General features: G+C 69.0%; 22 protein-coding genes and 1 pseudogene. 12 read left to right on the top strand and 11 right to left on the bottom strand.

Annotated features, from left to right (window positions below; all coding sequences use genetic code 11):
- The first annotated feature begins 78 nt into the window (after nt 1-78).
- Together ACLLJJ_RS19170 and ACLLJJ_RS19165 are read left to right on the top strand one after the other, a co-directional pair.
- Entirely contained in the window at nt 79-1278 is a 1200-nt protein-coding gene (locus ACLLJJ_RS19170; protein WP_434592969.1) for a pyridoxal phosphate-dependent aminotransferase, read from the top strand.
- Between the two features lie 172 nt (nt 1279-1450).
- Complete coding sequence (locus tag ACLLJJ_RS19165) at nt 1451-2632, top strand: hypothetical protein (protein ID WP_434592967.1); 1182 nt, start codon at nt 1451-1453, stop codon at nt 2630-2632.
- A gap of 30 nt (nt 2633-2662) precedes the next feature.
- Here ACLLJJ_RS19165 and ACLLJJ_RS19160 read toward each other — a convergent pair whose 3' ends face one another.
- Nucleotides 2663-3202, bottom strand: coding sequence for a YbjN domain-containing protein (locus tag ACLLJJ_RS19160; RefSeq protein ID WP_434592963.1), 540 nt, complete (start codon nt 3200-3202; stop codon nt 2663-2665).
- A gap of 122 nt (nt 3203-3324) precedes the next feature.
- Nucleotides 3325-5910, bottom strand: coding sequence for an ATP-dependent chaperone ClpB (gene clpB, locus ACLLJJ_RS19155; RefSeq protein WP_434592960.1), 2586 nt, complete (start codon nt 5908-5910; stop codon nt 3325-3327).
- Between the two features lie 138 nt (nt 5911-6048).
- On the opposite strand from clpB, the gene ACLLJJ_RS19150 reads away from it, so the two are divergent.
- The gene (locus ACLLJJ_RS19150) at nt 6049-6465 is read left to right on the top strand and encodes a pyridoxamine 5'-phosphate oxidase family protein (RefSeq protein WP_434592957.1); all 417 of its coding nucleotides are present in this window, start codon (nt 6049-6051) and stop codon (nt 6463-6465) included.
- A 132-nt stretch (nt 6466-6597) separates the two neighbouring features.
- Here ACLLJJ_RS19150 and ACLLJJ_RS19145 read toward each other — a convergent pair whose 3' ends face one another.
- Nucleotides 6598-6921: a (2Fe-2S)-binding protein gene (locus ACLLJJ_RS19145; RefSeq protein ID WP_283522583.1), complete on the bottom strand. Its 324-nt coding sequence runs from the start codon at nt 6919-6921 to the stop codon at nt 6598-6600.
- On the bottom strand, nt 6918-7121 hold the full coding sequence (locus ACLLJJ_RS19140) for a hypothetical protein (protein ID WP_434592953.1): 204 nt from the start codon (nt 7119-7121) through the stop codon (nt 6918-6920). The genes ACLLJJ_RS19145 and ACLLJJ_RS19140 overlap by 4 nt, the downstream gene beginning before the upstream one ends.
- A 152-nt stretch (nt 7122-7273) precedes the next feature.
- On the opposite strand from ACLLJJ_RS19140, the gene ACLLJJ_RS19135 reads away from it, so the two are divergent.
- The gene (locus ACLLJJ_RS19135; protein ID WP_434592950.1) at nt 7274-8278 is read left to right on the top strand and encodes a helix-turn-helix transcriptional regulator; all 1005 of its coding nucleotides are present in this window, start codon (nt 7274-7276) and stop codon (nt 8276-8278) included.
- A 160-nt stretch (nt 8279-8438) separates the two neighbouring features.
- Here ACLLJJ_RS19135 and ACLLJJ_RS19130 read toward each other — a convergent pair whose 3' ends face one another.
- Genes ACLLJJ_RS19130 through dnaK form a run of 4 tightly spaced genes read right to left on the bottom strand, consistent with a single transcriptional unit; the run spans nt 8439 to nt 12680 of the window.
- Complete coding sequence (locus tag ACLLJJ_RS19130) at nt 8439-8888, bottom strand: heat shock protein transcriptional repressor HspR (RefSeq protein WP_434592948.1); 450 nt, start codon at nt 8886-8888, stop codon at nt 8439-8441.
- 1 nt (nt 8889) lies between these two features.
- Nucleotides 8890-10071, bottom strand: a complete 1182-nt coding sequence (gene dnaJ, locus ACLLJJ_RS19125; RefSeq protein ID WP_434592946.1) for a molecular chaperone DnaJ — start codon at nt 10069-10071, stop codon at nt 8890-8892.
- Between the two features lie 57 nt (nt 10072-10128).
- On the bottom strand, nt 10129-10794 hold the full coding sequence (gene grpE, locus ACLLJJ_RS19120; RefSeq protein ID WP_434592945.1) for a nucleotide exchange factor GrpE: 666 nt from the start codon (nt 10792-10794) through the stop codon (nt 10129-10131).
- Nucleotides 10791-12680, bottom strand: coding sequence for a molecular chaperone DnaK (gene dnaK / locus ACLLJJ_RS19115; RefSeq protein ID WP_434592942.1), 1890 nt, complete (start codon nt 12678-12680; stop codon nt 10791-10793). The genes grpE and dnaK overlap by 4 nt, the downstream gene beginning before the upstream one ends.
- A 192-nt stretch (nt 12681-12872) precedes the next feature.
- Between dnaK and ACLLJJ_RS19110 the strand changes: the two genes are divergently transcribed.
- From ACLLJJ_RS19110 to ACLLJJ_RS19085, 6 genes and pseudogenes are all read left to right on the top strand, one after another.
- Entirely contained in the window at nt 12873-13502 is a 630-nt protein-coding gene (locus ACLLJJ_RS19110) for a sugar transferase (RefSeq protein WP_434592941.1), read from the top strand.
- A 140-nt stretch (nt 13503-13642) separates the two neighbouring features.
- Complete coding sequence (locus ACLLJJ_RS19105; RefSeq protein ID WP_434592939.1) at nt 13643-15910, top strand: heterodisulfide reductase-related iron-sulfur binding cluster; 2268 nt, start codon at nt 13643-13645, stop codon at nt 15908-15910.
- A gap of 199 nt (nt 15911-16109) precedes the next feature.
- Nucleotides 16110-17258, top strand: coding sequence for an FG-GAP repeat domain-containing protein (locus ACLLJJ_RS19100; protein WP_434592937.1), 1149 nt, complete (start codon nt 16110-16112; stop codon nt 17256-17258).
- A gap of 147 nt (nt 17259-17405) precedes the next feature.
- Nucleotides 17406-18305, top strand: coding sequence for a Yip1 family protein (locus ACLLJJ_RS19095; protein ID WP_434592935.1), 900 nt, complete (start codon nt 17406-17408; stop codon nt 18303-18305).
- Nucleotides 18306-18519: 214 nt separating this feature from the next.
- Complete coding sequence (locus ACLLJJ_RS19090; RefSeq protein WP_434592933.1) at nt 18520-19956, top strand: recombinase family protein; 1437 nt, start codon at nt 18520-18522, stop codon at nt 19954-19956.
- Between the two features lie 137 nt (nt 19957-20093).
- Nucleotides 20094-21226 (top strand): annotated as a pseudogene (locus ACLLJJ_RS19085) (IS630 family transposase).
- Between the two features lie 45 nt (nt 21227-21271).
- On the opposite strand, the gene ACLLJJ_RS19080 reads toward ACLLJJ_RS19085, so the two are convergent.
- Nucleotides 21272-22318 carry an IS630 family transposase gene (locus ACLLJJ_RS19080; protein WP_434592930.1) on the bottom strand — a complete coding sequence of 349 codons (1047 nt, stop codon included), beginning with the start codon at nt 22316-22318 and terminating at the stop codon, nt 21272-21274.
- 101 nt (nt 22319-22419) lie between these two features.
- Between ACLLJJ_RS19080 and ACLLJJ_RS19075 the strand changes: the two genes are divergently transcribed.
- Together ACLLJJ_RS19075 and ACLLJJ_RS19070 are read left to right on the top strand one after the other, a co-directional pair.
- Nucleotides 22420-22740 carry a hypothetical protein gene (locus ACLLJJ_RS19075; RefSeq protein ID WP_434592928.1) on the top strand — a complete coding sequence of 107 codons (321 nt, stop codon included), beginning with the start codon at nt 22420-22422 and terminating at the stop codon, nt 22738-22740.
- A gap of 202 nt (nt 22741-22942) precedes the next feature.
- Nucleotides 22943-24211, top strand: coding sequence for an IS256 family transposase (locus ACLLJJ_RS19070; RefSeq protein WP_434600457.1), 1269 nt, complete (start codon nt 22943-22945; stop codon nt 24209-24211).
- 224 nt (nt 24212-24435) lie between these two features.
- Here the strand turns inward: ACLLJJ_RS19070 and ACLLJJ_RS19065 are convergent, their stop codons facing one another.
- Together ACLLJJ_RS19065 and ACLLJJ_RS19060 are read right to left on the bottom strand one after the other, a co-directional pair.
- A complete protein-coding gene (locus tag ACLLJJ_RS19065) occupies nt 24436-25908 on the bottom strand; it encodes a replication initiator (RefSeq protein ID WP_434592926.1) in 1473 nt (490 codons plus the stop codon).
- A gap of 149 nt (nt 25909-26057) precedes the next feature.
- Complete coding sequence (locus ACLLJJ_RS19060; protein WP_434592925.1) at nt 26058-26765, bottom strand: DUF2637 domain-containing protein; 708 nt, start codon at nt 26763-26765, stop codon at nt 26058-26060.
- Nucleotides 26766-26804: the final 39 nt, after the last annotated feature.

Here is a 26804-nt window from a genome sequence, read left to right as displayed (position 1 = left end):
CTTCCAACGTGACAGGGGGATTCCCCCGCCCGTCCGGGCCCAAAGCAGACTTGAGCAACTCCAGAGGTTCGGCACAGGATGGCCGTCATGACGAGGCCGACAGCACATCGACAGCGCCCACTGCTCAACCGCCGGCTGGCGGAGTTCGCCACGACGATCTTCGCCGAGATGTCGGCGCTGGCCGTGAGCACCGGATCCATCAACCTCGGTCAGGGCTTCCCCGACACCGACGGCCCCGAGGAGATCAGGGAGGCCGCGGTGCGCGCCCTGCGCGACGGCCGCGGCAACCAGTACCCGCCGGGCCCCGGCGTCCCCGAGCTGCGCGCCGCCGTCGCGGACCACCAGCAGCGCCGGTACGGCCTGGCGTACGACCCCGACACCGAGGTCCTCGTCACCGCGGGCGCCACCGAGGCCATCGCGGCCTCGCTGCTGGCCCTGGTGGAGCCCGGCGACGAGGTCATCGCCCTGGAGCCGTACTACGACTCGTACGCGGCCTGCATCGCCATGGCGGGCGGCGCCCGTGTCCCCGTCACCCTGCGCCCGCACGACGGCACGTACCACCTCGACCTGGACGAGCTCCGCGCCGCGGTCACCCCGCGCACCCGGCTGATCCTCCTCAACACCCCGCACAATCCGACCGGGACCGTCCTGACCCGCGAGGAACTCGCCGCCGTGGCCGCGCTGGCCGTCGAACGCGATCTGCTCGTCGTGTGCGACGAGGTGTACGAGCACCTGGTCTTCGACGGCGAGCACATCCCACTCGCGTCCTTCCCCGGGATGCGCGAGCGCACGGTCACCATCGGTTCGGCCGGCAAGACGTTCTCCTTCACGGGATGGAAGGTCGGCTGGATCACCGCGTCGCCGGAGCTGGTCGCGACGGTGCGCTCGGCGAAGCAGTTCCTGACGTACGTGTCCGCCGGGCCCTTCCAGTACGCCGTCGCGGAGGCGCTGCGGCTGCCCGACGCGTACTTCACCGGGCTGCGGGACGATCTGCGGGCGAAGCGCGATCTGCTCAGTGACGGTCTCGCGGAGGCGGGCTTCGAGGTGTACCGGCCCGCCGGTACGTACTTCGTCACCACCGACATCCGGCCGCTCGGCGAGGACGACGGATTCGCCTTCTGCCGGGCGCTGCCGGAGCGGTGCGGGGTGGTCGCGATTCCCAACGCGGTCTTCTACGACCACCGGGACCAGGGCGCGCCCTTCGTGCGCTTCGCGTTCTGCAAGCGGGTGGACGTCCTCCAGGACGCGGTGACCCGGCTGAAGACCCTCTCGGGGTGAACCGGCAGGGGTGCGGGTGTCCGGGCGCCGATCCCGCCCCGCGCCCCGGCGGCCGAGTGGGTGCCCCGGCGGGAATCTTGCACCCACTCGGCGCGTCCCGGTCGCGTGCTCCGGCGGCGGCGCTCATCGTCGGGGTGTCCGCCCCCGCGCGCGCCCGGAGGTTCAGCACACCGTGTCCGTCGACACCGCACCGAGACCCACCGCCCGGCCCGCCCCCCGCAGCTGCGCACCGGCCGTACGCGGCGCCCTGCGCCGTGCGGCGCCCGCGCTCGGTCTGTTCGCCGCCGCCCGGCTGACCGGGCTGCTGGCAGTGGCGCTGTGGGCCTGGCACCTGGGCAAGAACCCCCTCACGCTCCTCGGCCACTCCTGGGACTCCCGGTGGTACAACGGCATCGCGGCCCACGGCTACGGGCAGACCACGCTCACCTACGCCGACGGCACGATCCAGAGCGACCTGGCGTTCTTCCCGCTCTACCCCGGGCTCGTACGGGCCGTCACCACCGTCCTGCCCGTCTCCGGCGGCGCGGCCGGGCTGCTGGTCTCCTGGGCCGGGGCCGCCGCCGCCGCCTGGGCGATCCACCTCATCGGCGAGCGGCTGTACGGCCGCCCCACCGCCGCACTCCTGGTCCTCCTGTGGGGCCTGCTGCCGCACTCGGTCGTCCTGACCATGGCGTACACCGAGCCGGTGCTCACCGCCTTCGCGGCCTGGTCGCTGTACGCCGTGCTCAGCGGCCGGTGGCTCTGGGCGGGCACCCTGGCCACGCTCGCCGGACTGGCCAGGCCCAACGGGATCGCGGTCGCCGCGGCGGTGTGCGCGGCCGGCGCGTACGAGCTGTGGAAGCGGCGCGGCCGGATGCCGTGGCGCATCTGGGCGGGCGCCGCGCTCGCACCGCTCGGCTGGGCCGGGTTCGTGCTGTGGGTGGGCGCGCGCAAGGGCGATCCGCTGGGCGGCTACTTCGCCGTGCAGGCCGGCTGGACCTCGCGCTTCGACTTCGGGCTGGGCTCCCTGCGCTTCGTACACGAACTGCTGCGAAAGCCGGAGAACCTGCCGTTCCCGATGGTCTTGATGATCGTCGCCGCGTCACTCGTGCTCTTCGCACTGCTCGTGCTGGACCGCCCGCCGCTGCCGCTGCTCGTCTACACCGGGGTGCTGCTGCTGATCACGGTCGGCGGCTCCGGCTACTTCGAGTCCAAGGCGCGCTTCCTGCTGCCCGCGTTCCCGCTGCTGCTGCCACTGGCCCACGCACTGACAAAAGCCCGGCCGAGGGCCGCGATCGTGGTGATCGCCGCCCTCGCCGGGCTCTCGCTCTGCTACGGGACCTATCTGGTGACGATGGCCCCGGTGCCCGTGTGACGAATCAGGCCTACCTGTCGGGCCTACCGATCAGGCCTGGTCCTCGCCCGTGCCTTCGTCCTCGGCCGAGTCGACGTCCTTCTCCAGGCCGAGCTGCTCGACGAGCCACTTGTCGAACTCGATCGAGGCCCGCACCCAGCTGACCGTCGAGGACACGAAGTGCTCCAGGCTGACGCCGGTGCCGATCAGCATCTGCGCCTCGCCGATGAGGCGGACGGTGCCGTCGTCGTGGGTGTGGCTGTAGACCTTCGGCCACAGGGTGCGGCGGTTCCAGTCGTCGATCAGCTCAAGGAGCTGGATCTTCTCTTCGATCTGGTGCGGCCTGTCGTAGAAGGTCCGCACCGAGAAGACCTGCTGGTCGTCCTCGCCACGGAACATGAAGTACGTGCGGAATTCCTCCCACGGAGCGGCGAGGTCACCCTCGTCGTCCAGGACGTACTTCAGTTCCATCTGGTCGAGAAGCTGCTTGACCAGCTCCTGGTCCGGAACGACGGGGCCCCCTGTCGTTCCTTCGGCCTGCGGGTCGGGCTGGCCCCCGAAATTAGGAATCGAGGAGGGGTCGATGCTCACCGTGAATTTCCCTTCGTACGGTTCCGACCATCCTCTCCCATGCCGGGCGGGGGCTGGCAACCCCCGCCCGGCGCGATCCGCTGCGGGCGGACACGATCCGGTCGGGGGCCGGACTCCGGCTCCTACTGGGCGGCGCCGACGATCAGGCCGTCGCCGACCCGGTCGACCCGGACCGTGTCGCCGTCCCTGACCTCTCCCGCCAGGATCTCCCGCGCCAGCTGGTCGCCGATCGCCGTCTGGATGAGGCGGCGCAGCGGCCTGGCGCCGTACGCCGGGTCCATGCCCTCCTCCGCCAGCCAGGCCAGCGCCGCGGGCGAGACGTCGAGGGTGAGGCGCCGCTCGGCCAGGCGCTTGGCGAGACGGCCGATCTGGAGCTCGGCGATGTGCGCCAGCTCGTCCTTCGACAGCGCCGAGAAGACCACCAGGTCGTCGAGCCGGTTGAGGAACTCCGGCTTGAAGGAGGCCCGCACCAGATCCATGACCTGCTGCTTCTTGACCTCTTCGCTGCTCAGCGGGTCGACCAGATACTGACTGCCGAGGTTCGACGTCAGGACCAGGATGGCGTTGCGGAAGTCCACCGTCCGTCCCTGGCCGTCGGTGAGGCGGCCGTCGTCGAGGACCTGGAGCAGGATGTCGAAGACCTCGGGGTGCGCCTTCTCCACCTCGTCGAGGAGCACGACGCTGTACGGGCGGCGGCGGACGGCCTCCGTGAGCTGGCCGCCCTCCTCGTAGCCGACATAGCCGGGAGGCGCTCCCACCAGCCGCGCCACGCTGTGCTTCTCGCCGTACTCGCTCATGTCGATACGGACCATGGCCCGCTCGTCGTCGAAGAGGAAGTCGGCGAGCGCCTTGGCCAGTTCGGTCTTGCCGACGCCGGTCGGGCCGAGGAAGAGGAACGAGCCGGTCGGCCGGTCGGGGTCGGCGATCCCGGCGCGGGTGCGGCGTACCGCGTCGGACACCGCGCGGACCGCCTCGCTCTGGCCGACGAGCCGCCTGCCCAGCTCGTCCTCCATCCGCAGCAGCTTCTGCGTCTCGCCCTCCAGGAGGCGCCCGGCGGGGATGCCGGTCCAGGACCCGACCACATCGGCGATGTCGTCGGAGCCGACCTCCTCCTTGACCATGGTGTCGGTACGGACCTCCGCCTCGGCGGCGGCAGCCTCCTCCAGCTCGCGCTCCAGGCCCGGGATCTCGCCGTAGAGCAGCTTGGACGCGGTGTCGAAGTCGCCGTCGCGCTGGGCGCGTTCGGCCTGGCCGCGCAGCTCGTCGAGCCGCTCCTTCAGCTCACCGACCCGGTTGAGGCCCTGCTTCTCCTTCTCCCAGCGGGCGTTGAGGCCGCGCAGCTCCTCCTCGCGGTCGGCGAGGTCGCGCCGCAGCTTCTCCAGGCGGTGCTTGCTCGCCGCGTCGGACTCGTTCTTGAGGGCGAGCTCCTCCATGCGCAACCGGTCGACGGAGCGCTGGAGTTCGTCGATCTCGACGGGCGAGGAGTCGATCTCCATGCGCAACCGGGACGCGGCCTCGTCGACGAGGTCGATGGCCTTGTCGGGCAGGAAGCGCGAGGTGATGTACCGGTCGGAGAGCGTGGCGGCGGCGACCAGCGCGGCGTCCGCGATCTGCACCTTGTGGTGCGCCTCGTAACGCCCCTTGAGGCCGCGCAGGATCGCGATGGTGTCCTCGACGCTGGGCTCGGCGACCAGCACCTGCTGGAAGCGGCGCTCCAGGGCGGGGTCCTTCTCGATCCGCTCGCGGTACTCGTCGAGGGTCGTCGCACCGACCATGCGCAGCTCGCCGCGGGCCAGCATCGGCTTGAGCATGTTGCCCGCGTCCATGGCGGAGTCGCCGCCGGCGCCCGCGCCCACGACGGTGTGCAGCTCGTCGATGAACGTGATGACCTGCCCGTCGCTCTCCTTGATCTCGGACAGGACGGTCTTGAGCCGCTCCTCGAACTCGCCGCGGTACTTGGCGCCCGCGACCATCGCGCTGAGGTCCAGCGACACCAGCCGCTTGTTCTTGAGGGACTCCGGTACGTCGCCCTTGACGATGCGCTGGGCGAGGCCCTCGACGACGGCCGTCTTGCCGACGCCGGGCTCGCCGATGAGCACCGGGTTGTTCTTGGTGCGGCGCGACAGCACCTGCACGACGCGCCTGATCTCCTGGTCCCGGCCGATGACCGGGTCGAGCTTGCCCTCGCGCGCGGCGGCCGTGAAGTCGGTGCCGAACTTCTCCAGGGCCTTGTACTGACCCTCCGGGTCGGGTGTGGTCACCCGGCGCCCTCCCCTGATCTTCTCGAACGTCTCCAGGAGCCGCTTCGCCCCGGCCCCCTCCTGGGACAGTACGTCCCCGGCCCGGCCGCCCTTGGCGGCGATGCCGATGAGCAGGTGCTCGGTGGAGAGGTAGTCGTCGCCCAGCTCCTTCGCGCGCTGCGAGGCGTCGGCGATGACGGCCAGCAGCTCGCGGTTGGGCTGCGGCGGCGCGACGGTGGATCCCGTCACGCTGGGCAGCGCGGCGATGATCCGCTCCGCCCCGGACCGTACGACCGCCTGGTCCGCCTCGACGGCCGCCAGCAGGTCGATGATGTTGGCGTTGTCCTCACCTTCGAGCAGCGCCAGCAGCAGATGCGCGGGGGTCAGATCCGCGTGTCCGCCCTGCACGGCGCGATTGCTCGCCGCGTTGATCGCGTCCCGGCTCTTGTTCGTCAGCTCCGCATCCACGTGCGCTCTCTCCTCCTTCGCGGGGTGGCGTTCAGTCCCCCTGCGACGCCCCCTGCATGACACACCGAACGTGCACAAAGTTGAGTCTATTCCACTCAAGCCTGGGAAGGCACGCATCCCCCGCACTAGGCTTCCGGTATGGCCGAAGACGTCCGCAATCCCAGCCCCGAGTACCTCGCCTTCTGGCGCGAGTACCACCTCTGCACCTTGACGACCCCCCGCCCCGACGGCTCGCCGCACGTCGTGCCGGTCGGGGTGACCTACGACCCGGAGGCCGGGCTCGCCCGCGTCATCGCCAACAGGCACAGCACGAAGGTGGCGAACGTGCGGGCCGCGGGGGCGGCGGGCGCGCCGGTCGCCGTCTGCCAGGCGAAGGGCCGCCACTGGGCGACGCTGGAGGGGCGCGCGACGGTCCGTACGGAGCCGGAGCTGATCGCCGACGCGGTACGCCGCTACTCCGAGCGCTACGGGCGCACCCCGGCGCCCAACCCGGACCGCGTCCTGATCGAGATCACGCTGAACCGGGCGATGGGCCGCGCACCCGACCCGGCCTGAGCGCGGGGCCCGGGCGCGGGGCCGCCGCCCCTGTCCGGGCACAGCACAGCGGCGCCATCGTGTTCAGGTTCACGATGACGCCGCTGTGTGGGGGAAGTGCCTGGGCGATTGGGTAAAGAAGGGGGAATCGCGTCAGGCACTGCGGGGGGTGGCGGTGCTGGCTTCTGGTTCGATCAGCTGGTGGTCACGCTGGTCGAGATTGACGAAAACCATGCCGTAGCGCACGGCACAGCGAACAGGTTGCGGAGCTCCTCGGGGCCGGCGAAGGCACCGGTAGGCGCGGACGTCCTCATCGTCCTCTTCGCGTACGACCACGATCGGTTCGCCGAACAGAGTGACCATCAACGAGTCGCCACGGTAGGGAATCGCCGTGGCCAGATCGATGAAGTGCCATCCCGACCGGTAGGCCGTGGCCATCTCGCGTCTGAAGGTGCGGTCGTCCGGAGGCACGGTCATGCGCCTGCGTTTGCCGGCGCGACGCCCCAGCTGATGTCACCGGGCGTACCCTCGACATTCCAGCTGATGTCACCAGGCGCGGACGCTGCCTCGACGCCCCAGCTGATGTCACCGGGCGGCGCCGCCTGAGAACTCCAGCTGATGTCGCCGGCACCGAGCGTGCCGTAGGCCAAGGCCGCGACGAAAGCGGTGGCAAGCACCGAGCGAAGCATTCGCTTATACATGGTCGGCTTCGTCCTCACTTGTGGATTCATCTCCCCCGCCTCTAAGACGATGTCTCACCTGGGCACGCGAACACCACCGGCACGATGCATCATGTTCCTGCACGTTCAGGAACCTGGGGGGTGGAGATATGGCCAGAAGTGATACAAAACAGACACATCCTCACGGGATCACAGAACTATGCGACGCAGGGGGACGTCTTTACGCCAGTGCGCTGCGCTCCGGACGCATAGCCCGCGCCGAGGTGGAACCGGCGCCCTGCCTGATGGACTTCGCACTTCTGCACCCCGACCCCGACGACTCCGACTGGCTCCGCCCAGTTCCACCGTCCGCCGCACTCGCCCAGCGACTCCACCCCATAGAACGCGAAATCCAGGAGCGCAGGCGGCGCTCCGTCGAACTGGCCGACTCTTTCGAGCCTTTCATGGACATCAGCGCGCAGGACCCACCGACCACCCACGCCATCACGGTGCTGGAAGGGGTCAACCGGATCAATGCGGCGCTCGATCTCGCCACCGCCGAATGCCGCACCGAGGTCCTCACCGTCCAGCCCGGAGGCGGCCGAAGCGAGGACCGTCTCAGCGAAGGCCTCGAACGCGCCCTCTCCGTGGTCGATCGCGGAGTCGGCATGCGCACTCTCTACCAGCACACCGTCCGGCACAGCCAGGGCACGCTCGCCTACGCGGAGCGGCTGGCCGCGGGCAAGGTCGAGATCCGGACCCTCGAAGAGCTCATCGAGCGCCTGATCATCTTCGACCGGACGGTCGCCTTCATCCCCGCCCGCAACGACCGCCAGGTCGCCCTGGAGCTCCGCCACCCCGGACTGATCGAGTACCTCGTCAAGGTCTTCGAACAGCTCTGGAGCCGCGCCGCGCCACTCCTCGACGAGCTCCAGTACGATCCGACGCCCAAAGGCATCAGCGGCGTCCAGCGCTCCATCGCCCAGCTCCTCGTCGAGGGCCACGTCGACGACTCCATCGCCCGGCGCCTCGGGATGAACGTGCGCACCTGCCGCACCCACATCGCCAAGCTGAACGCCGCACTCGGCAGTGGCAGCCGCGCCCAACTCGGTTACCTCATCGCCCGGTCGGGCATCCTGAACCAGGATCACCACCTGCGCACCCCGCCGGAGTGAGCACCACCGGGGCGGTCGCCGGAGCCGGCACCCCGAACATTGGCTTGAACGCTCCCTGACTCCGCGCCGACCGTGCTCGACCGTGTCGCGCGCCCGGCGGCACGCGAAAGGCCCCCTCCGTCACGGAGAGGGCCTTCCACGCACTTGCCGGACCCGGGAACTACTCGGACGACCGCTTGGGCCGCCACACCACCAACGCGCTCGCCTGCTGCACGTCCTGGTACGGGACCAGGTCGCGCCGGTACGACGCGTGCACCTGCGCCTCGCGCTGCTGCATGGCCGACGCGGCGCCCTCCACCGCGGCCGAGAGCTCGGCGACGCGCTGCTGGAGCGCGGTCACCTGGTTCTCCAGCTCGATGATGCGCTTGATGCCGGCCAGGTTGATGCCCTCGTCCTGCGACAACTGCTGCACGGTTCTGAGCAGTTCGATGTCGTGGGCCGAGTAGCGCCTGCCCCGCCCCGGCGTGCGGTCGGGCGAGACCAGGCCGAGGCGGTCGTACTGCCTGAGGGTCTGCGGGTGCAGGCCGGAGAGCTGGGCCGCGACCGAGATGACGTACACCGGTGTCTGGTCGGTCAGCTGGTACGGATTACGTCGTCGGCGCGGATCCATCTCATGCTCCCTTCGCGGCCTGGAACAGCTCCGCCCGCGGGTCCTCCCCCGCGGTCGCCTCACGGTAGGACTCCAGCGCCTCCCGGGCCTTGTCGTCAAGGTCCTTGGGCACCGCGACCTCCACGGTGACCAGAAGGTCGCCGCGGGTGCCGTCCTTGCGCATCGCGCCCTTGCCCCGGGCGCGCATGGTGCGCCCGTTGGGCGTGCCCGCGGGCAGCTTCAGTGTGACCGGGGGCCCGCCGAGGGTCGGCACCTTCACCTCGCCGCCGAGCGCCGCCTCCACGTAGGTGACGGGCACGGTGATGGTGAGGTTGTCGTCCTTGCGGCCGAACACGGGGTGGCTGCCCACGTGCACAACGACGTACAGGTCGCCCGCGTGGCCGCCCCGCTCGCCCGCCGTGCCCTTGCCGCGCAGCCGGATCCGCTGGCCGTCAGACACACCCGCCGGGATACGGACCTGCATGGTCCGCGACGACTTGGCGCGCCCGCTACCCTTGCAGACGTCGCAGGGGTCCTGGGCGATGAGCCCACGGCCCCGGCAGTCCACGCACGGGTCGGTGAGCGAGAATCCGCCACCGCCGCCGCGCGACACCTGTCCCGTACCGACGCAGGTCGGGCACACGCGGGGCGTGCCGTTCTTGTCGCCGGTGCCGGAACACGCCTTGCAGGGCGCCTGGCTGGACATGCGCAGCGGGACCGTGGCCCCGTCCACCGCCTCGGTGAAGCTGAGCGTCACCTCGGACTCGATGTCCTGACCCCGGCGCGGCTGGACACGCGTGCCGGGTCCGCCCCGGTTGAACAGCCCGCCGAACACGTCCCCGAGTCCACCGCCGAAGCCACCGGCGCCGGCCTGTGTGCCGCCCTGTGCGCCGCCTCCGAAGAGGTCGCCCAGGTCGAAGTTGAACGAGCCGCCGCCCGCTCCGGGTCCGGTGCGCAGACCACCGTTGCCGAAGAGGGCGCGCGCCTCGTCGTACTCCTTGCGCCGCTTGGTGTCGCCGAGGATGTCGTTCGCCTCGGAGATCTCCTTGAAGCGGTCCTCGGCCTTGGCGTCGCCCTTGTTGGCGTCCGGGTGGAACTCGCGGGCGAGCTTCCGGTACGCCTTCTTGATCTCGGCCTCGGTGGCGTCCTTGGGGACGCCGAGAACCTTGTAGTAGTCCTTCTCGACGAAGTCCTTCGTGCTCATCCCCGACGTCCCTCCTTCCTGCTTTTCCTACTGCTCGCGCTGTTGCCGCTGATGACGTCAGCCCTCGTCCGGGCCACCGCTCTCCTCGTCCGATGCCTGTGCCGACGAATCCGCCTCGTCCGACTTGCCCGCGCCCGGCTGGGGCTCGGCCACCGCGACCCGCGCGGGACGGATCGTCCGCTCGCCGATCCGGTACCCGGGCTGCAGGATCGCGACGCACGTCGTCTCGGTGACATCCGGCGCGTACGAGTGCATCAGCGCTTCGTGGATGGTCGGGTCGAAGGGCTCGCCCTCCTTACCGAACTGCTGCAGGCCCATCTTGGCGACGGCCGTCTCCAGCGATTCGGCCACCGACTTGAAGCCGCCGAGCAGCTCGCCGTGCTCCCTGGCCCGGCCGACGTCGTCGAGGGTCGGGAGGAGCTCGGTCAGGAGGCTCGCGACGGCGATCTCCTTGACCGTGACCCGGTCCCGCTCCACGCGGCGGCGGTAGTTCTGGTACTCCGCCTGCAGCCGCTGCAGGTCCGCGGTGCGCTCGGTGAGCGCCATGCGTACCTGATCGAGCTGCGCGGTCAGAGCTACGTCCTGCTGTACGTCCCCGGCCGGGGCCGCCGGGCCGGACTCCTTCTCGGAATCCGGCTCGGCGGCCTTCGGCGTGGCGTCCTCGGGGGTGGCGCCGGAGGGGACGTCGGGCTTCTCGTCGAAGCCCGGAGTCTCCTCCGTCATGCCGTGCCGCCCTCCGTGCCCTTGGTGAACTTGGTGTCCTTCTCGTCGTCGACGATCTCGGCGTCGACCACGTCGTCATCGGCCTTGGCCTGCTCGCCGGCGGCGTCGCCACCGGCCTCGCCGCCCGCGGCCTGAGCGCCCTCGGCGTTGGCGTACATGGCCTGGCCCAGCTTCTGGGAGACGGCCGCGACCTTCTCCGTCGCCGTGCGGATCTCGGCGGTGTTGTCGCCGTCGCCGGACTCCTTGAGCTTTTCCTTCAGCTCGGTGATCGAGGTCTCGACCTCGGTCTTCACGTCACCCGGAACCTTGTCCTCGTTGTCCTTGAGGAACTTCTCCGTCTGGTAGACGAGCTGCTCGGCCTGGTTGCGCGTCTCGGCGGCCTCGCGGCGCTTGTGGTCCTCGTCCGCGTACTGCTCGGCCTCTTCGCGCATCCGGTTGACCTCGTCCTTCGGCAGCGAGGAGCCACCGGTGACGGTCATCTTCTGCTCCTTGCCGGTGCCGAGGTCCTTGGCTCCGACGTGCATGATGCCGTTGGCGTCGATGTCGAAGGCGACCTCGATCTGCGGGACACCACGCGGGGCCGGCGGCAGACCGGTGAGCTCGAACATTCCGAGCTTCTTGTTGTACGCCGCGATCTCGCGCTCGCCCTGGTAGACCTGGATCTGCACGGACGGCTGGTTGTCCTCGGCCGTCGTGAAGATCTCGGAGCGCTTGGTCGGGATCGTCGTGTTGCGCTCGATGAGCTTCGTCATGATGCCGCCCTTGGTCTCAATACCAAGCGACAGCGGCGTGACGTCGAGGAGCAGAACGTCCTTGACCTCGCCCTTGAGGACACCGGCCTGCAGCGAGGCGCCGATGGCGACGACCTCGTCCGGGTTCACACCCTTGTTGGCGTCCTGGCCGCCGGTGAGCTCCTTGACGAGCTCGGCCACGGCGGGCATCCGGGTCGAGCCACCGACGAGAACGACGTGGTCGATCTCGGAGAGCTGGATGCCCGCGTCCTTGATGACGTTCTGGAACGGGCTCTTGCAGCGCTCCAGGAGGTCGGACGTGAGCTGTTGGAACTGCGAGCGCGTGAGCTTCTCGTCCAGGTGCAGCGGGCCCTCGGCGGACGCCGTGATGTACGGCAGGTTGATCGAGGTCTCCGTGGAGGAGGACAGCTCGATCTTGGCCTTCTCGGCCGCTTCGCGCAGGCGCTGGAGCGCCATCTTGTCCTTGGAGAGGTCCACGCCGTGACCGGAGTGGAACTGCTTCACCAGGTAGTCCATGACGCGCTGGTCCCAGTCGTCACCACCGAGGTGGTTGTCACCGTTGGTGGCCTTCACCTCGACGACGCCGTCGCCGATTTCCAGCAGCGAGACGTCGAAGGTGCCGCCACCGAGGTCGAAGACGAGGATGGTCTGGTCGTCCTTGTCGAGACCGTAGGCCAGTGCCGCGGCCGTGGGCTCGTTCACGATGCGAAGGACGTTCAGGCCCGCGATCTCGCCGGCCTCCTTCGTCGCCTGGCGCTCGGAGTCGTTGAAGTACGCCGGGACGGTGATGACCGCGTCGGCCACCTTCTCGCCCAGGTAGGACTCGGCGTCGCGCTTGAGCTTCTGCAGGATGAAGGCGCTCATCTGCTGCGGGTTGAAGTTCTTCCCGTCCAGCTCGATGCTCCAGTCGGTGCCCATGTGGCGCTTGACCGACCGGATCGTCCTGTCAACGTTGGTCACTGCCTGGCGCTTCGCAACCTCGCCTACCAGCACTTCACCGTTCTTCGCGAAAGCGACGACGGACGGCGTGGTCCTGGCGCCTTCGGCGTTGGTGATGACGGTGGGCTCGCCGCCCTCCAGAACGCTGACGACGGAGTTCGTAGTGCCCAGGTCGATGCCGACCGCACGTGCCATTTCATTTCCTCCAGCTGACTTGAGTGGAACAGGCTCAAGGATGCATCACCGATCCGCGTGCGTCAACAGACCTGAGTCGAGCCGACTCAAGTCTTATGCCGCTCTTACGGGCAAGCAGGCCCCGCGGCGGCTTTACGCGGCCCCGGCGGGGCGGCCGAGACTCGCGCCAAAAGCCATGAAAAGGTGCATCTCATGGCAAACGCGCCCCGCATGCCTCACCTGCCCGCCCAGCGGATCCTCGACCTCACGGCCGACCGACTCCTCGCGAGCCGGACGCCCGCCAAGCGGATCCTCGACCTCGCGCTCGACCGGCTCCCCGTGCCCCACCCGTCCGCCAAGCGGGTCTTCGACCTGACGGCCGGCCCGCTCCTGCTGCTCGCCGCGGCCCCGGTACTGCTCCTCGCCGCCGCGGCCTCCGCCGTGACCTCCCCCGGCCCGGTCCTGGTCCGCAAGACCCGCGCGGGCCTGGCGGGCCGCCCCTTCGAGATGCTCTCGCTGCGCACGGCCCCGGGCACCCCGGTCGGCCGGCTGCTGCGGCGCAGCCGGATCGACGTACTGCCACGGCTCCTCCAGGTGATGCGCGGCGAGATGTCCCTGGTCGGCCCCTGCGCGCTGCCGCCGGGCCACCCCGAAGGCGCCCTCGTGGGGCGGCAGTTGATGCGGCCGGGCCTCACCGGGCTGTGGCAGGTCGGCGGGCGCTCCGACCTGCCGTGGGACGAGATGGGCGTGCTCGACGCGCACTATCTCGACCACCACTGGATCGGCCTCGATCTGAAGATCCTCGCCCGTACGGTCCCGGCCGCACTGGCCATGTGTCGCTGAGGGTTCCCTCAGCGACACAGATCACCGCGTGCGCGGCTACAGTGCGGCGGAATAAGTGGGTACGCTCAGCACGAACTGGATAAGTTACCGCTTAGTAATCCCACCGAATCCCCACCCTCGCAGGCCCGAGGAGCCCCCAAATGCAACTCGCCGCGATCATCGTGTCGTTGATTCTGACCGTGGTCGGCGTCGCGCTCATCAGCCGAGCCGTCGCGCAGATCTACCGGTTCGTCAAGCTGGGCCAGCCGGTACCCGCGGGCAGCCGCACCGACAACCCGAAGCAGCGCACGATCACCCTGGCCAAGGAGTTCCTCGGCCACTCCCGGATGAACCGGTGGGGGATCGTCGGCTTCGCGCACTGGTTCGTCGCCATCGGCTTCCTGACGCTGCCGCCGACCCTCCTGCAGGCGTACGGCCAGCTGTTCCAGGCCGACTGGGTGCTGCCGATCATCGGCGGCTTCCTGCCGTTCGAGATGTACATCGAGTTCATCGGCCTGATGACGGTGGTGGGCATCGTCATCCTGATGGCGATCCGACTGCTCAACCTGCCCTCACGGGCCGGCCGCAAGTCGCGGTTCGCGGGCTCCAAGGCCTGGCAGGCGTACTTCGTCGAGTACATCATCCTGACGATCGGCCTGGCGATCCTGGCCCTGCGCGGCCTGGAAGGCGCGATCCACCACGTCGAGAGCTACGACGCCGCGTACTTCGTGTCGTACCCGCTGGTGCTCGCCTTCAAGGGACTGAGCGTCTCCACACTCCAGACGCTGATCTACTTCACCGCGATGATCAAGATCGGCACCTCGCTGATCTGGATGATCACGGTCGCCCTCAACACCAACATGGGTGTCGCCTGGCACCGCTTCCTCGCCTTCCCGAACATCTGGTTCAAGCGCGAGGCGAGCGGCGACGTCGCGCTGGGCGCGCTGCGGCCGATGACCTCGGGCGGCAAGGAGATCGACTTCGAGGACCCGGGCGACGACGACATCTTCGGTGTCTCGCAGGTCGAGCAGTTCTCCTGGAAGGGCATCCTCGACTTCTCCACGTGCACCGAGTGCGGTCGCTGCCAGTCGCAGTGCCCCGCCTGGAACACCGGCAAGCCGCTCTCCCCGAAGCTCCTGATCATGTCGCTGCGCGACCACGCGCACGCCAAGGCCCCGTACCTGCTGGCCGGTGGCGGCAAGGACGCCGAGGGCAACGAGAAGGCGACCGAGGAGCAGCTGGCGAACGTACCCGCCGCGGCCCTCGCCGAGGCCGAGCGCCCGCTGATCGGCACGCTCGAAGAGAACGGCGTCATCGACCCGGACGTCCTGTGGTCCTGCACGAGCTGCGGCGCGTGCGTGGAGCAGTGCCCGGTCGACATCGAGCACATCGACCACATCGTCGACATGCGCCGCTACCAGGTGATGATCGAGAGCTCGTTCCCGTCCGAGGCCGGCACGATGCTCAAGAACCTGGAGAAGAAGGGCAACCCCTGGGGGCTCGCCAAGAAGGCGCGGGTGGAGTGGACCAAGGAGGTCGACTTCGAGGTCCCGATCGTCGGCAAGGACCTGGAGGACCTCGGCGAGGTCGAGTACCTCTACTGGGTCGGCTGCGCCGGCGCCCTTGAGGACCGGGCGAAGAAGACCACCAAGGCCTTCGCCGAGCTGCTGCACATCGCGGGCGTCAAGTTCGCGATCATGGGCGGCGACGAGAAGTGCACCGGCGACTCGGCCCGCCGACTCGGCAACGAGCCGCTGTTCCAGCAGCTGGGCCAGGAGAACGTCGCCATGCTGAACATGGCGTACGGCGAGGACGACGACGAGCCGGAGACGAAGAAGCCCAAGTCGTCGAAGAAGATCGTCGCGACCTGCCCGCACTGCTTCAACACGATCGCGAACGAGTACCCGCAGCTGGGCGGCGAGTTCGAGGTCATCCACCACACGCAGTTGCTCCAGCACCTCATCGACGAGGGCAAGCTGGTCCCGGTGACCCCGGTCGAGGGCCTGATCACGTACCACGACCCCTGCTACCTGGGCCGTCACAACAAGGTCTACACCCCGCCGCGCGAGATCATGTCCGCCGTCCCGGGCCTGCGCCAGCAGGAAATGCACCGGCACAAGGAGCGCGGCTTCTGCTGCGGCGCCGGTGGCGCGCGGATGTGGATGGAGGAGCGCATCGGCAAGCGCATCAACAACGAGCGCGTGGACGAGGCGCTTTCGCTGAACCCGGACATCGTCTCCACGGCCTGCCCGTTCTGCCTGGTCATGCTGACCGACTCGGTCAACGGCAAGAAGAACGACGGCAAGGCGAAGGAATCGCTCCAGGTCGTGGATGTGGCGCAGCTGCTCCTCGACTCGGTGCGGACGCCGGCCGAGCCCGCGGGCGAGGTGGAGCCGGCGGACGCCCCGGAGCCGGAGCCGGTGAAGTAACCGGCGCGCACGCCGCGGTGAGCGGCCGAATCTGCCTCGGGGGCAGGTCCGGCCGCTTTCTCGTACGTACGGGAGGCTTTCGGCGGGTCGGCCGGGCCCCGGAGGGCGTCGCCGCACCCACTCTCCCTGATCGGCCTGCGATCGCGATCGGTCCGTTGCCTTAACGCAACGGTTAAACGCGAGCATCATGTGACAGCTGATGGCTCGTGCCACAGACAGCCACAGGAAGCTACGGACGGGGTGGATCGTGCGAATAGGGATCGCTGCGACAGCGGTGAGCTGTGCGGTACTGCTCCTGGCGGGCTGCGGGCCCGCCGACCCGGAAGCGGCCCCCGCCGGCGGCAAGAACGGTGACGCCGATCCCTCCACCGCGGCCCTCGCGAACAAGGCCGCCGCGCACCCGGTCCCCCGAGGCCGCGGCAGCCGCGTCCCCGAGGACTTCAACGGCGACGGCCACCGCGACCTCGTCCTGAACGACCTGGTCAAGGCCGCCCGGGACCGCCTCGGCGACGACGCGGGCATCGGCATCGTCTACGGCTCCAAGTCCCCCGACGTCCTCGATCCCGCCGTACGGCAGCTCCTCACCCCCGCCCGCAACGCGGCCCCCACCGCCGGCACCCTGCCCGCCGCCTTCGACGCCGAGACCTCCTGCGACCTGGACAAGGACGGCTTCGCGGACCTGGTGGTCACCACCGACCCGCCGTTCAACGGCACGGGCAGGCCGCCCGTACCGCTCCAGATCCTCTTCGGCGGCCCGGCCGGCCTCAACGGCAAAGCGGTCAAGCTCCGCATCCCCGAAGTCGCCCGCTACGGCAACGAATGGCCCGACCACCCCGTCTGCGGAGACTTCGACGGCGACGGCAGCCAGGACCTGGCCGTGACCGCCGGCGGCGGCCGGCTCAGTTACCTGCGCGGCCCCTTCACGCGGACGGGCGCCCCACGCGCCGCCGGCGCCGCCCGTCCGGGCGTGGGCCCCGTCCTGGCCGCCCCCGAGCCGAAGGCCGACGTCAACGGCGACGGCTACGACGACCTCGTCTCCACCACCCGCGCACACGCGCCCGGCACGGCCGGCCGGGGCAAGCTCCTGCTCGGCGGCCCGACCGGCCCCGGCCGCGCGGGCGGCACGTACACCTACAAGGCCGTACGGCCGCTCCGGGCGGCCGACCTCCCGGCGGGCGACGGGCAGATCACGACGGATGTCCTGCGGTACGCCGACTTCGACGGCGACAAGCGGCCGGACACCGTGCTGCGGACGCACCGGGACGAGGCGTCGGACCAGGTCGTCCTGCACTCCGCGAAGGGCGGGGGAGCCCCGCTCCTCACCTTCTCCACGGCGTCCTTCGGCTGACGCCCGCACCGCGGCCTCCCCCACTCCCCGCACCCTGGGGACAACCCCCCGGGGTGCCCCTAGGGGATGTCACAGCTCGGCAGCAAAGGGGGCCCTGATCCGGCAGGCCAGTCACCAGGACCCTCAGGACCAGGTACGTTCGATTACGTGGCTGGATTCAGGATCGGACGCGGCCGGGACAACCGCACCCCGCGACAACAACCGCAGCGGCAGCAGCAACAGCCGTACGGGCAGCAGCAGGCGGCACCGCCGCCGCAGCAGCCGTACGGCCAGCAGCAGTGGCCGCAGGCACCGCAGTACGGCGGGCAGCAGGACGAGCCCGAATACTTCGGCGACCCGTACCAGGGCGGCCGGCAGGCGCCGCCCCCGCACGGCGGCCAGGGGGGTGACCCGTACGCCAACAACAACCCGGGCCATACCCAGGCGTTCAGCGTCAACGAGGACCCCTACGGCGACGGCAGCACCTACCGGGGCGGCGACACCCATACCAACGCGCCGCCTGCGGGCCCTCGGCTGCGCTGGAAGCAGTTGCTGAGCGGCATCGTGATGCGCCCGGGGGCGACGTTCATGCAGATGCGCGACTACCCCGTGTGGGGACCCGCGCTGGTCGTGACGTTCATCTACGGACTGCTCGCGGTCTTCGGCTTCGACACCGCACGCGAAGACGTCATCAACGCGACGCTGTCCAACGCCATCCCGATCGTGCTGTCGACCGGCGTCGCCTTCATCATCTGCGGGCTGGTCCTGGGCGCGGTCACCCATACCCTCGCCCGCCAGCTCGGCGGCACCGGCTCCTGGCAGCCGACCATCGGCCTGTCGATGCTGATCATGTCGATCACGGACGCGCCGAGGCTGCTCTTCGCGATGTTCCTCGGCGGCGAGAACGCCCTGGTGCAGGTGCTCGGTTGGGCCACCTGGGTCGCGGCGGGCGCCCTGTTCACCTCGATGGTGAGCAAGTCGCACGACCTGCCGTGGCCGAAGGCGCTGGGCGCGTCGGCGATCCAGCTGATCGCGCTGCTGTCACTGATCAAGCTGGGCACGATCTGACGAAACCGTTGACGAGACAGGAGGGCCCCGGCGCGCAGTCCGCGCCGGGGCCCTCCTGTCATGCGTCGGTGATTCGCCGCGCCTCAGGCGTCCAGAACCTGCCCGCTGCGCCGCACGACGGGCTTCTGCACGCTCCAAGGCAAATGAAGTCAATGAGGGTAGTAGTCTTGCCCGATACCGAAACACCAGGTCGCAGGCAGGGGAGCCCCCGATCATGGCACGCAAAGTAGGGATCTACACCCGCATCTCACGAGATGACGAGGGGGAGGCACTCGGCGTTGGCCGCCAGCGCACAGACTGCGAGCGGCTCGCGGATCTGCGCACCTGGCAGCCGGTGAAGGTCTACGAGGACAACGACGTGTCAGCGTTCAAGCGCCACGTGGTCCGCGACGAGTTCGAGCTCATGCTGAAGGATCTACGAGCCGGGCTGATCGATGGCGTCGTGTCGTACGACCTTGACCGGCTGGCACGACAGCCGCGCGACCTGGAACGGCTGATCGAGATCTTTGACGAACGTCCACGGCTGGAGTTCGCGACCGTCACCAACGACGTGAACCTCGGCAGCGCGGACGGACGGACCATGGCGCGGATCATGGTGGCGTTCGCGAACAAGTCGTCCCACGACACGTCACGCCGGATCAAGCGCAAGCACCTGGAGTTGGCTCAGCAGGGCAAGGCGAACGGAGGCCCGGCGCCTTATGGCTGGCAGAAGGACGACCGAAACAGGATCGACCCCGTCGCAGCCGCCCACATCCGCGAGTCCCAGAAGGAAGTACTGGCCGGGGTACGCATCGGCACGATTCGGCAACGCTGGCACGCCCAGGGCATCGGCAACCCGCGCGAGGGCACCAAGCGAATGGCTCACCACCACATCGAGCACATCCTCACCAGTCCCCGCCTGTGCGGCTACCGCACGTATCACGGTGAGATCCTGCTCGGCGACGACGGACAGCCGGTCAAGGGTGAGTGGGACCCCATCAACACGGTCGAGGAGTGGGAGGCCGTTTCCGCAGCCGTCGCCGAGCGCAAGCAAGGCCGACGGGAGGGCGACACGCTTGCGCGCAAGTACCTACTCTCAGGAATCGCACGGTGCGGGTTGTGCAAGAGCAAGATCCGGGGGCAGATCAACCGGCTCTGGAAACCCGGTTCCAAGGCCACGAAGTACACCTACCAGTGCTCTCAGGTCAATGGTGGATGCGGCAAGATCGGCCGGGTCGGCGAGCCCGTTGACAGGCTCATTGCGCGACTCGCCCTCGCCGAGCAGCGGGAGAAGGCCGCTACGTCAGTCGTGCCCACAGATGCCCGGTGGCCCAGGGAACAGGAGTTGGAGGGCACTCTCACCGATATCGTCCAGCTCATCGAGGCTGAGAGGGCCAAGACGATCACGGTGTCCTCACTGTTGCAGTTGCTCCCCGGCAAGGAGCGAGAGCGCGACGCGTTGAAGTTGGAGCGCGCCCGCTTCTACAAGGAGCAGAAGCAGGCGGAGGCCAAGGGAAACACGGCCGACTTGACCATGGATGAATTCTTCGCGCTGCCCATCGAGCGGCAACGTGAGATCGTCCTGCACAGCATCACAGCCGTGCTCATTCACCCCGCAGGCCGGGGCAAGCGCAAGTTCGATCCTGACTTGATCGATCCGATTTGGCGTTGATCACGCAGGGAGCCCCGGTCGGTTTCGGCCGGGGCTCCTTTGCGTCCAGTGCCGGACCAGGCAACGTTTGCCCTGTTGTGATGTGACGCGCCGTCCGGGTGCTGTGCCGGGAGGCGTGTGACGGTCACCCTGTTCGGGTGGCGATACGAGTGCAGGTCCGTGAGATCGATGATGACGAGGGGCGGCGGCTGCTGCGGATCATCCGCAGGGGCACCGGGTCGGTGGTGACCTGGCGGCGGGCCCAGATGGTGCTGCTGTCCGCGCAGGGCATGCCGGTGGCGAGGATCGCAGAGGTGTCGTTCACCAGCGACGACCGCGTCCGGGACGTGATCCACAACTTCAACACCGACGGCTTCGACTCGCTGTATCCGAAGTACTCCGGTGGTCGGCCGAAGACGTTCACTCTGCCTGAACGCCGCGAGATCAAGAAAATCGCCAAGTCCAAGCCCACCGAGCATGACCTGCCGTTCTCGACCTGGAGTCTGACCAAGCTGGCGGATTTCCTGGTCGCGGAGGGGGTGGTCGACGACATCAGCCACGAGGGCCTGCGCATTCTGCTCCGCGAGGAAGGCGTCTCTTTTCAACGCCTGAAGACCTGGAAGACCTCGCGTGATCCGGATTACGCGGCCAAGAAGGCCCGCGTCGAGCACCTCTATGCGATCGCCGACGGCGAGGTCATACCCGAGGACGGCGAACCCGAAGTCATCTTCTGCATGGACGAGTTCGGCCCCTCAATCTGATGCCGCACCCGGGCCGACAGTGGGCCGAACGCGGAGGCAAGCACAAGGATCCCGACCGTGAGCCCCGCCGGCGGCGCCGGGCGACCTACAACCGCTACGGCGGCGTGCGGCACCTGTTCGCCGCCCTGGACCTGACCAAGGACAAGCTCTACGGCCACATCAAGCCGGTCAAGCGGCGGACGCAGTTCCTGGAGTTCTGCCGCTACCTGCGCACGCTCTACCCGCGAGAGGTCCGGATCGCGATCGTCAGTGACAACTTCTCCCCGCATCTGACCACGAAGAAGTGCCAGCGGGTCGGCACCTGGGCTGCGGCGCACAACGTCGAGATGGCCTACACCCCGACCAACAGCTCCTGGCTCAACCGCATTGAGGCCCAGTTCACGGCCCTGCGCTACTTCACCCTCGACGGCACGGACCACGCCGACCACAAAGAACAGGGCAGCATGATCCGCCGCTACATCATCTGGCGAAACCGTCACGCCGACGACCAACGCCTACGCGCCGTCGTCGACAGGGCAAACGTTGCCTGATCCGGCACTAGTGCTGCTCCGCGCAAGTTCGTGGAGGGGTGTTGATCAGGAGGTCTTGAGCGGGGTGCCGTCGTAGGTCCAGCGGTAGGGCTTGGCCTTCTCGTTGTGCGCGATGACGTAGTGGTCCATCTTGTCGATCAGGTCGTCGCGGCTGGAGAAGTCGCCGTGCCGCAGGACCCGGCGGGTCAGGGCGGAGAAGAACAGTTCCACCTGGTTGAGCCAGGATGCGTGCGGCGGGGTGAAGTGCACGCGCCAGCGCGGATGAGCTTGGAACCACTTCCGGGTGTGTTTGGCGGTGTGGGAGGAGCCGTTGTCCAGCACCACGTGGATCTCCTTTCCGGGCTCGATGACCGCATCGAGCCGGGCAAGGAAGGCGGTGAAGGTGACCGCGTTGTTCCGGACGATCGGCTCGCTCAGCACCTCGCCGGTGCGTATGTCCATGGCCGCCACTATGGAGGCGGTGCCGTGCCGGCGGTATTCGAACTCCTCGCGGACATCCCGGCCCGGTGCGGCCGGGACGCCGGGGTGCCTGCGGGAGCGGGCGGCGATCGCGGTCTTCTCGTCGATGGACAGAACCACCGCTCCCTCGGGCGGATTGCGGTAGAGGCTGCACACATCGGCGACCCGCTCCCAGAAGTCGGGGCTGTCACGGCGGGTGAGCCAGCCACGCACCCGGTGCGGCTTGAGGTCCAGGTCAGCCAGAATCCGGCCGGTTTGAGAGGCGGATATCTTCGCGAACACGGTGCCCGCCACCTGGGCGGCGATCGTGCGGTGTGACCAGGTCGACTCCGGATGAGGCGGGGCACTGGTGGCCGCTGCCACGATCGCGACCCGCACCTCGCTCCCGTAGGTACGAGGGCGCCCCGAACGTTGCGCGTCCAGCAGGCCCTGAAGTCCGCCCGCCGCGAACCGGCCCCGCCATTTACGGACCGTGTTCACCGAAATCCCCAGCTCACGGGCGATGCTCCCGTTGGTCAGCCCGTCCGCCGCGGCGAGCACGATCCGCGCCCGCAGGGCCTGACGCACCTGTGCTGTCACCGACGACGCCGCCCGCACCAGCCGATCCCGTACCCCTTCGTCGTCGTCCAGCACGATTGCGACTGCCTCCGCTACCAGCACCGATCCCCTCGCCTCCCCTGCGATCTGCCGGTGATCATGGCGCATCGCGGGGAAGGGCGTGCAGGATGGGTCCCGTGCCGAAGAACCCGCCGGAATCGATGCAGCACTCCCTGCGTCAGCGCCTGAACGACCACGCCCGCAACCGCTGGCCCCAGCTCGCCGGAGTGAAGGTCCGTTACCGGGCCGGATTCGCCTACGTGGAGGGTGAGTTGACGGACGGCGAGTGCCTGCCACTGTGCCGCCTGCGCTTCACCGGCGTCCTGCACACGTGGGGCTTCGCCCTCTACCTCGCCAGCCGAGACGGCTACGAAGACAACATCCTGCCCAGCGGCCTCCCCGCAGGCTCACCCGAAGAAGCCCTCGACTGCGCCTGCCACCTCTACCTCGACACCTGAACACCCCTCCACGAACTTGCGCGGAGCAGCACTAGCTCCTGCCTTGAAGCAGCAGGGGAGTGGGGAGTGTCATGAATCAGGTGTGGGTCTCCCCGAAGGAGTGAGCCTGATGAGTACGACGACTGATCACCTGATCGAGGGCGTCGACGGCGTGTCGCTTGCCGAGGTCGGCGATGGCGCTCAGGGTGCCGACGTGAAGTCGATGCCGGTATCGCACAACGGTCTGTCCAGCGAGCTGCTGGAGGAGCTGGCCGCGCTCGCGGCCGAGAAGGTCCGCGGAGAGGGACTGCGGCTGATGGGCGAGGGCGGCCTGTTGCCGGAGCTGGCCCAGCACCTGATGCAGTCCGCTCTGGAAGCCGAGATGGACGAGCATCTGGCCGTGGAGGCCGGCCGGGTCGGTGGACGCGGGTCGCGCTCGGGTGGCAACACCCGTAACGGGTACCGGGCCAAGAAGGTGATGACGGAGGTCGGTGCTGTCACGGTGCAGGTCCCCAGAGACCGGCTGGGTACCTTCCAGCCCCGGATGCTGCCCAAGTACGCCCGCCGCACCGGGGCGTTGGACGACCTGGTGCTCTCGCTGACCGCGAAGGGACTGACCTCCGGTGAAATCGTCTCCCATCTCGCCCAGACGTACGGGATGACGACGACAAAGGAGACCATCTCCACGATCACCGACAAGGCCCTGGAATCGATGGCAGAGTGGCGCACGAGGCCGCTGGACTCGGTCTACCCGGTCATCTTCATCGACGCCGTGCACGTGAAGATCCGGGACGGCTCTGTCGCCAACCGGCCCATCTACGTGGCCGTCGCGGTCACCGCCGACGGCTATCGCGAGATCCTCGGGCTGTGGGCCGGGGACGGCGGCGAGGGCGCCAAATACTGGCAGACGGTGCTGACCGAGATCAAGAACAGAGGCGTCCGTGACGTGCTGATGCTGGTCTGCGACGGGCTCAGCGCCCTGCCTGACGCAGTGAACGCAGTCTGGCCCCAGACCGTGGTCCAGACCTGCGTGGTGCACCTCCTGCGTGCCAGCCTGCGTTATGCCTCGCGCCGCGACTGGGCCGAAGTCGCCCGCGACCTCAAGCCCGTCTACACCGCCGTCAACGAGGACGAGGCCCGGACACGGCTGACGGACTTCGACGACAAGTGGGGCAAGCGCTACCCCTCGATCGCCGGGACCTGGGAGCGGGCCTGGAGCGAGTTCGTGCCCTTCCTCGGCCTTCCCGACGCCATCCGGCAGGTCGTCTACACCACCAACGCGATCGAGTCCCTCAACGCCCGCTACCGGCGCGCGGCCCAGGCCTGCGGACACTTCCCCAACGAGACCGCCGCCCTCAAGCGCCTCTACCTCGCCACCCTCGCCCTGGACCCCACCGGCCGCGGCCGCCAGCGCTGGAACAACCGCTGGAAGTCGGCGTTGAACGAGTTCGACGTCCTCTTCGACGGCCGCCTCACCGCCGGACGGGTGTAGACCGAACAGCCCACCGAAAAACCTGTAGGCCAAACAGACGAACCACACCTGAATCCTGATAGACCCCAGGGCGCGGCGTATCCACTCTTCGTCGCGTTCGGGGGCACCGGCGAGGTGCCGACGCAACCACGCCGCCTCGGTTGTCTCATCGGGTGTGACGTGGTTCCGTGCCCCACCATCGATGTTGCCGCTCAGCCTCTCCCGGACGGGTGCGATCACGGTCGTCACTGCCAGACCTCTCCTTCTGTCTTGGCGCGTTCGGTTTGGTCGCGGGCTTGAGCGATGTCGTGGCGGATTTGAGCGGCGAGGAGTTCTTCGCCTGGTCGGTAGCCGGAGGTGAGGTATTGCCAGGAGGATTCGGTGACCAGGACGGTGTTTTCGTCCGGGGCGGGGAGGCCGGCACGGGCGCGGGATTGCTCGGCTTGGGCAGTGCGCCAGGTGCGGCGGACGTCGCGCAGTGCGCCGAGGGTGGTGGAGTAGGCGCGGGATTTGGTGGAGAAGTGGCCGCGGAAGCCGAGCATGTGGGCCCACTTCCAGAGCTTGAGTTCCGCGAATTCCGGCAGGTGGCCCAGCGCCCACGCGGTGCGGATCATCTGCCGTACGTGCTGCCGAACCGGGAGATCTTTGAGCGGTTCGGCCTGCCCGGTACCGTCGCAGTCGGTGCACAGATCGCGGAAAGTGTCGGGGCCGCGCAGGTAGCCGCGTCCGCCGCAGGGGTGGCAGACCAGGGAGCGGTCAACGGTGCCGGAGCCCTCCGCGCTCTTGGTGGCGTACTTGGCGACGTAGGCCGCGACTTTCTGGTCTGAGAGGTCGCCGTCACCGAAGGCGGTGATCTCGCGGACGTCGATCCTTGCGCCCCACCGAATCTTGCGTTCGCCGACGGCATCGGAGGCGACGGTGAGGAAGGTCTTCTGCGCCGTCTTCTTGATCGCGTGCGTCAGTGCTTCGACGGTGGCCCAGTCCGGCGGGGACTGGCTGCTGCCGTCGGGACCGTCGAGGCGGATCACGGCGTGGAAGTGAACCAGCCCGCGATTCTGGTACTCGGCAACCTTGGCGAAGGAGATCCGCAGCGCCGCGTTCAGGGCCTTCTGGGTCATGCGCAGGTGGGCGGCGAGTTCGCGGCGGAGGTAGGTGGTGAAGCGGGCCCACAGCGCCCCGGCATGGGCGTTCCAGAGCACCGCCCCGGTGTAGTCGTACTCCTTCGGCTTCAATGGCATCCCCAACACGGCGGCATCTTCGGCGTGATGGGTGCCACAGCGGCAGCGCGGGTGGTCGCCTCGGCCGGTGGGGCGGTTGTGGACGGGGCCGAAGGAGGGGGCGGTGAGGGTGGCGAAGACGCGGGGGTGGGTGCGGACGGTTGCGGGGACGGTTTTGCCGCCGGAGAGTCCGGCTTTGATCAGGTGGTAGGTGTCGGCGGCGTAGAGGCGGGAGCAGGCCGGGCAGCGTGAGGAGCGGCGGTTGCCGCACGCGGTCAGGAGCCGCCCGGTGGGTTCATCGGCAGTGGAGTAGGAGCGCAGAACAGTCTTGGCCGTCTGGTCGGTGGTGGCGGTCCAGCCGACGAGGTTGACGGGGCGGGTGCAGCCGCGCAGGTTGCGGACCTGTTCGGTGACGCGGTCGAAGTCGGTGAGGTCGGCCAGCTCCACCAGGTCCCGCACGGCAGGGCTGATCACGTGGCGCAGGTCGAGGCGGCGGGCCATCTTGCGGGGTCCTTTCGGGGGGATGAGGGTGGGTGGGCCTCCGGGCAGCAACCGGCTTTGGCGAAAAGGCCGGTTGCTGCCCGGAGGCATGGCGGATCGGGCCCGGTCGGGCAGGGGTGATGGGACGTGTGGGGAGTGCCGGCCGGGGGTCAGGCCGACAGAGCGGTGTGCAGGGCGTTGGCCATGGGGAGGCCGACGCCGAGGCGCCGCTTGAGCTGGGCGGCGGTGATGTTCTCGCCGTGCTCCGTGTGGTGGGAGGCGGCGATGGAGCGGGCTTCGTCGAGAAGCGGCTCAGGGACCTTCACCGCAGGTGCGGCAGCAATCGGCGCGGCCGGGGCGGGAGCCGGGACGGTTACGGGTACCGGCGCGTCCTTCACGGCGGGGGTCGGGGCAGGGGCCGAGTCGGGAGCCGTCTCGACCGGGGCCGGGGCTGGGGCGGGTGCTGTGTTGGCGGTGGCCACGGTGTGGAAGTGGCGCAGGAGGCCGGGGCCGACGGTGCCCCAGCCGAGGAGGAGGAGTGGGGCGACGGCGTCCACGGCGGCGCGTCCGTAGTGTCCGGCGGCGATGGGCTCCGCGATGTTGAGGGCCAGGGTCAGCAGCCCGGAGACGTGCATCAGCCGGGTGGCCGCTTTCATCTCCTCGGACGGGACGCCGCGCAGGGAGAGGTAGCGCAGGGCGACCAGGAGGCCGACTACCGACAGGTCGACCATCGGGGCGATCAGCGGTGCGATGGGGCCGGGGACGCCGAGGCGTAGGGCCAGGGCCCAGACGTTGCCGAAGGAGAAGACGAACGCCAGGGCGGCGATAACGACCATGACCACGGTCACCGTGCGCTGAGTGATCCGGTCCTCTTTCATGAGTGTTCACCTCCCTTCAAGTGACTTGTGCGTGCACGG

This window comes from Streptomyces sp. A5-4 (assembly GCF_051131715.1).
Lineage (GTDB): Bacteria > Actinomycetota > Actinomycetes > Streptomycetales > Streptomycetaceae > Streptomyces.
The sequence above is the reverse complement of the archived record's forward strand: the minus strand, read 5'-3'. Positions and strand labels throughout refer to the sequence as shown.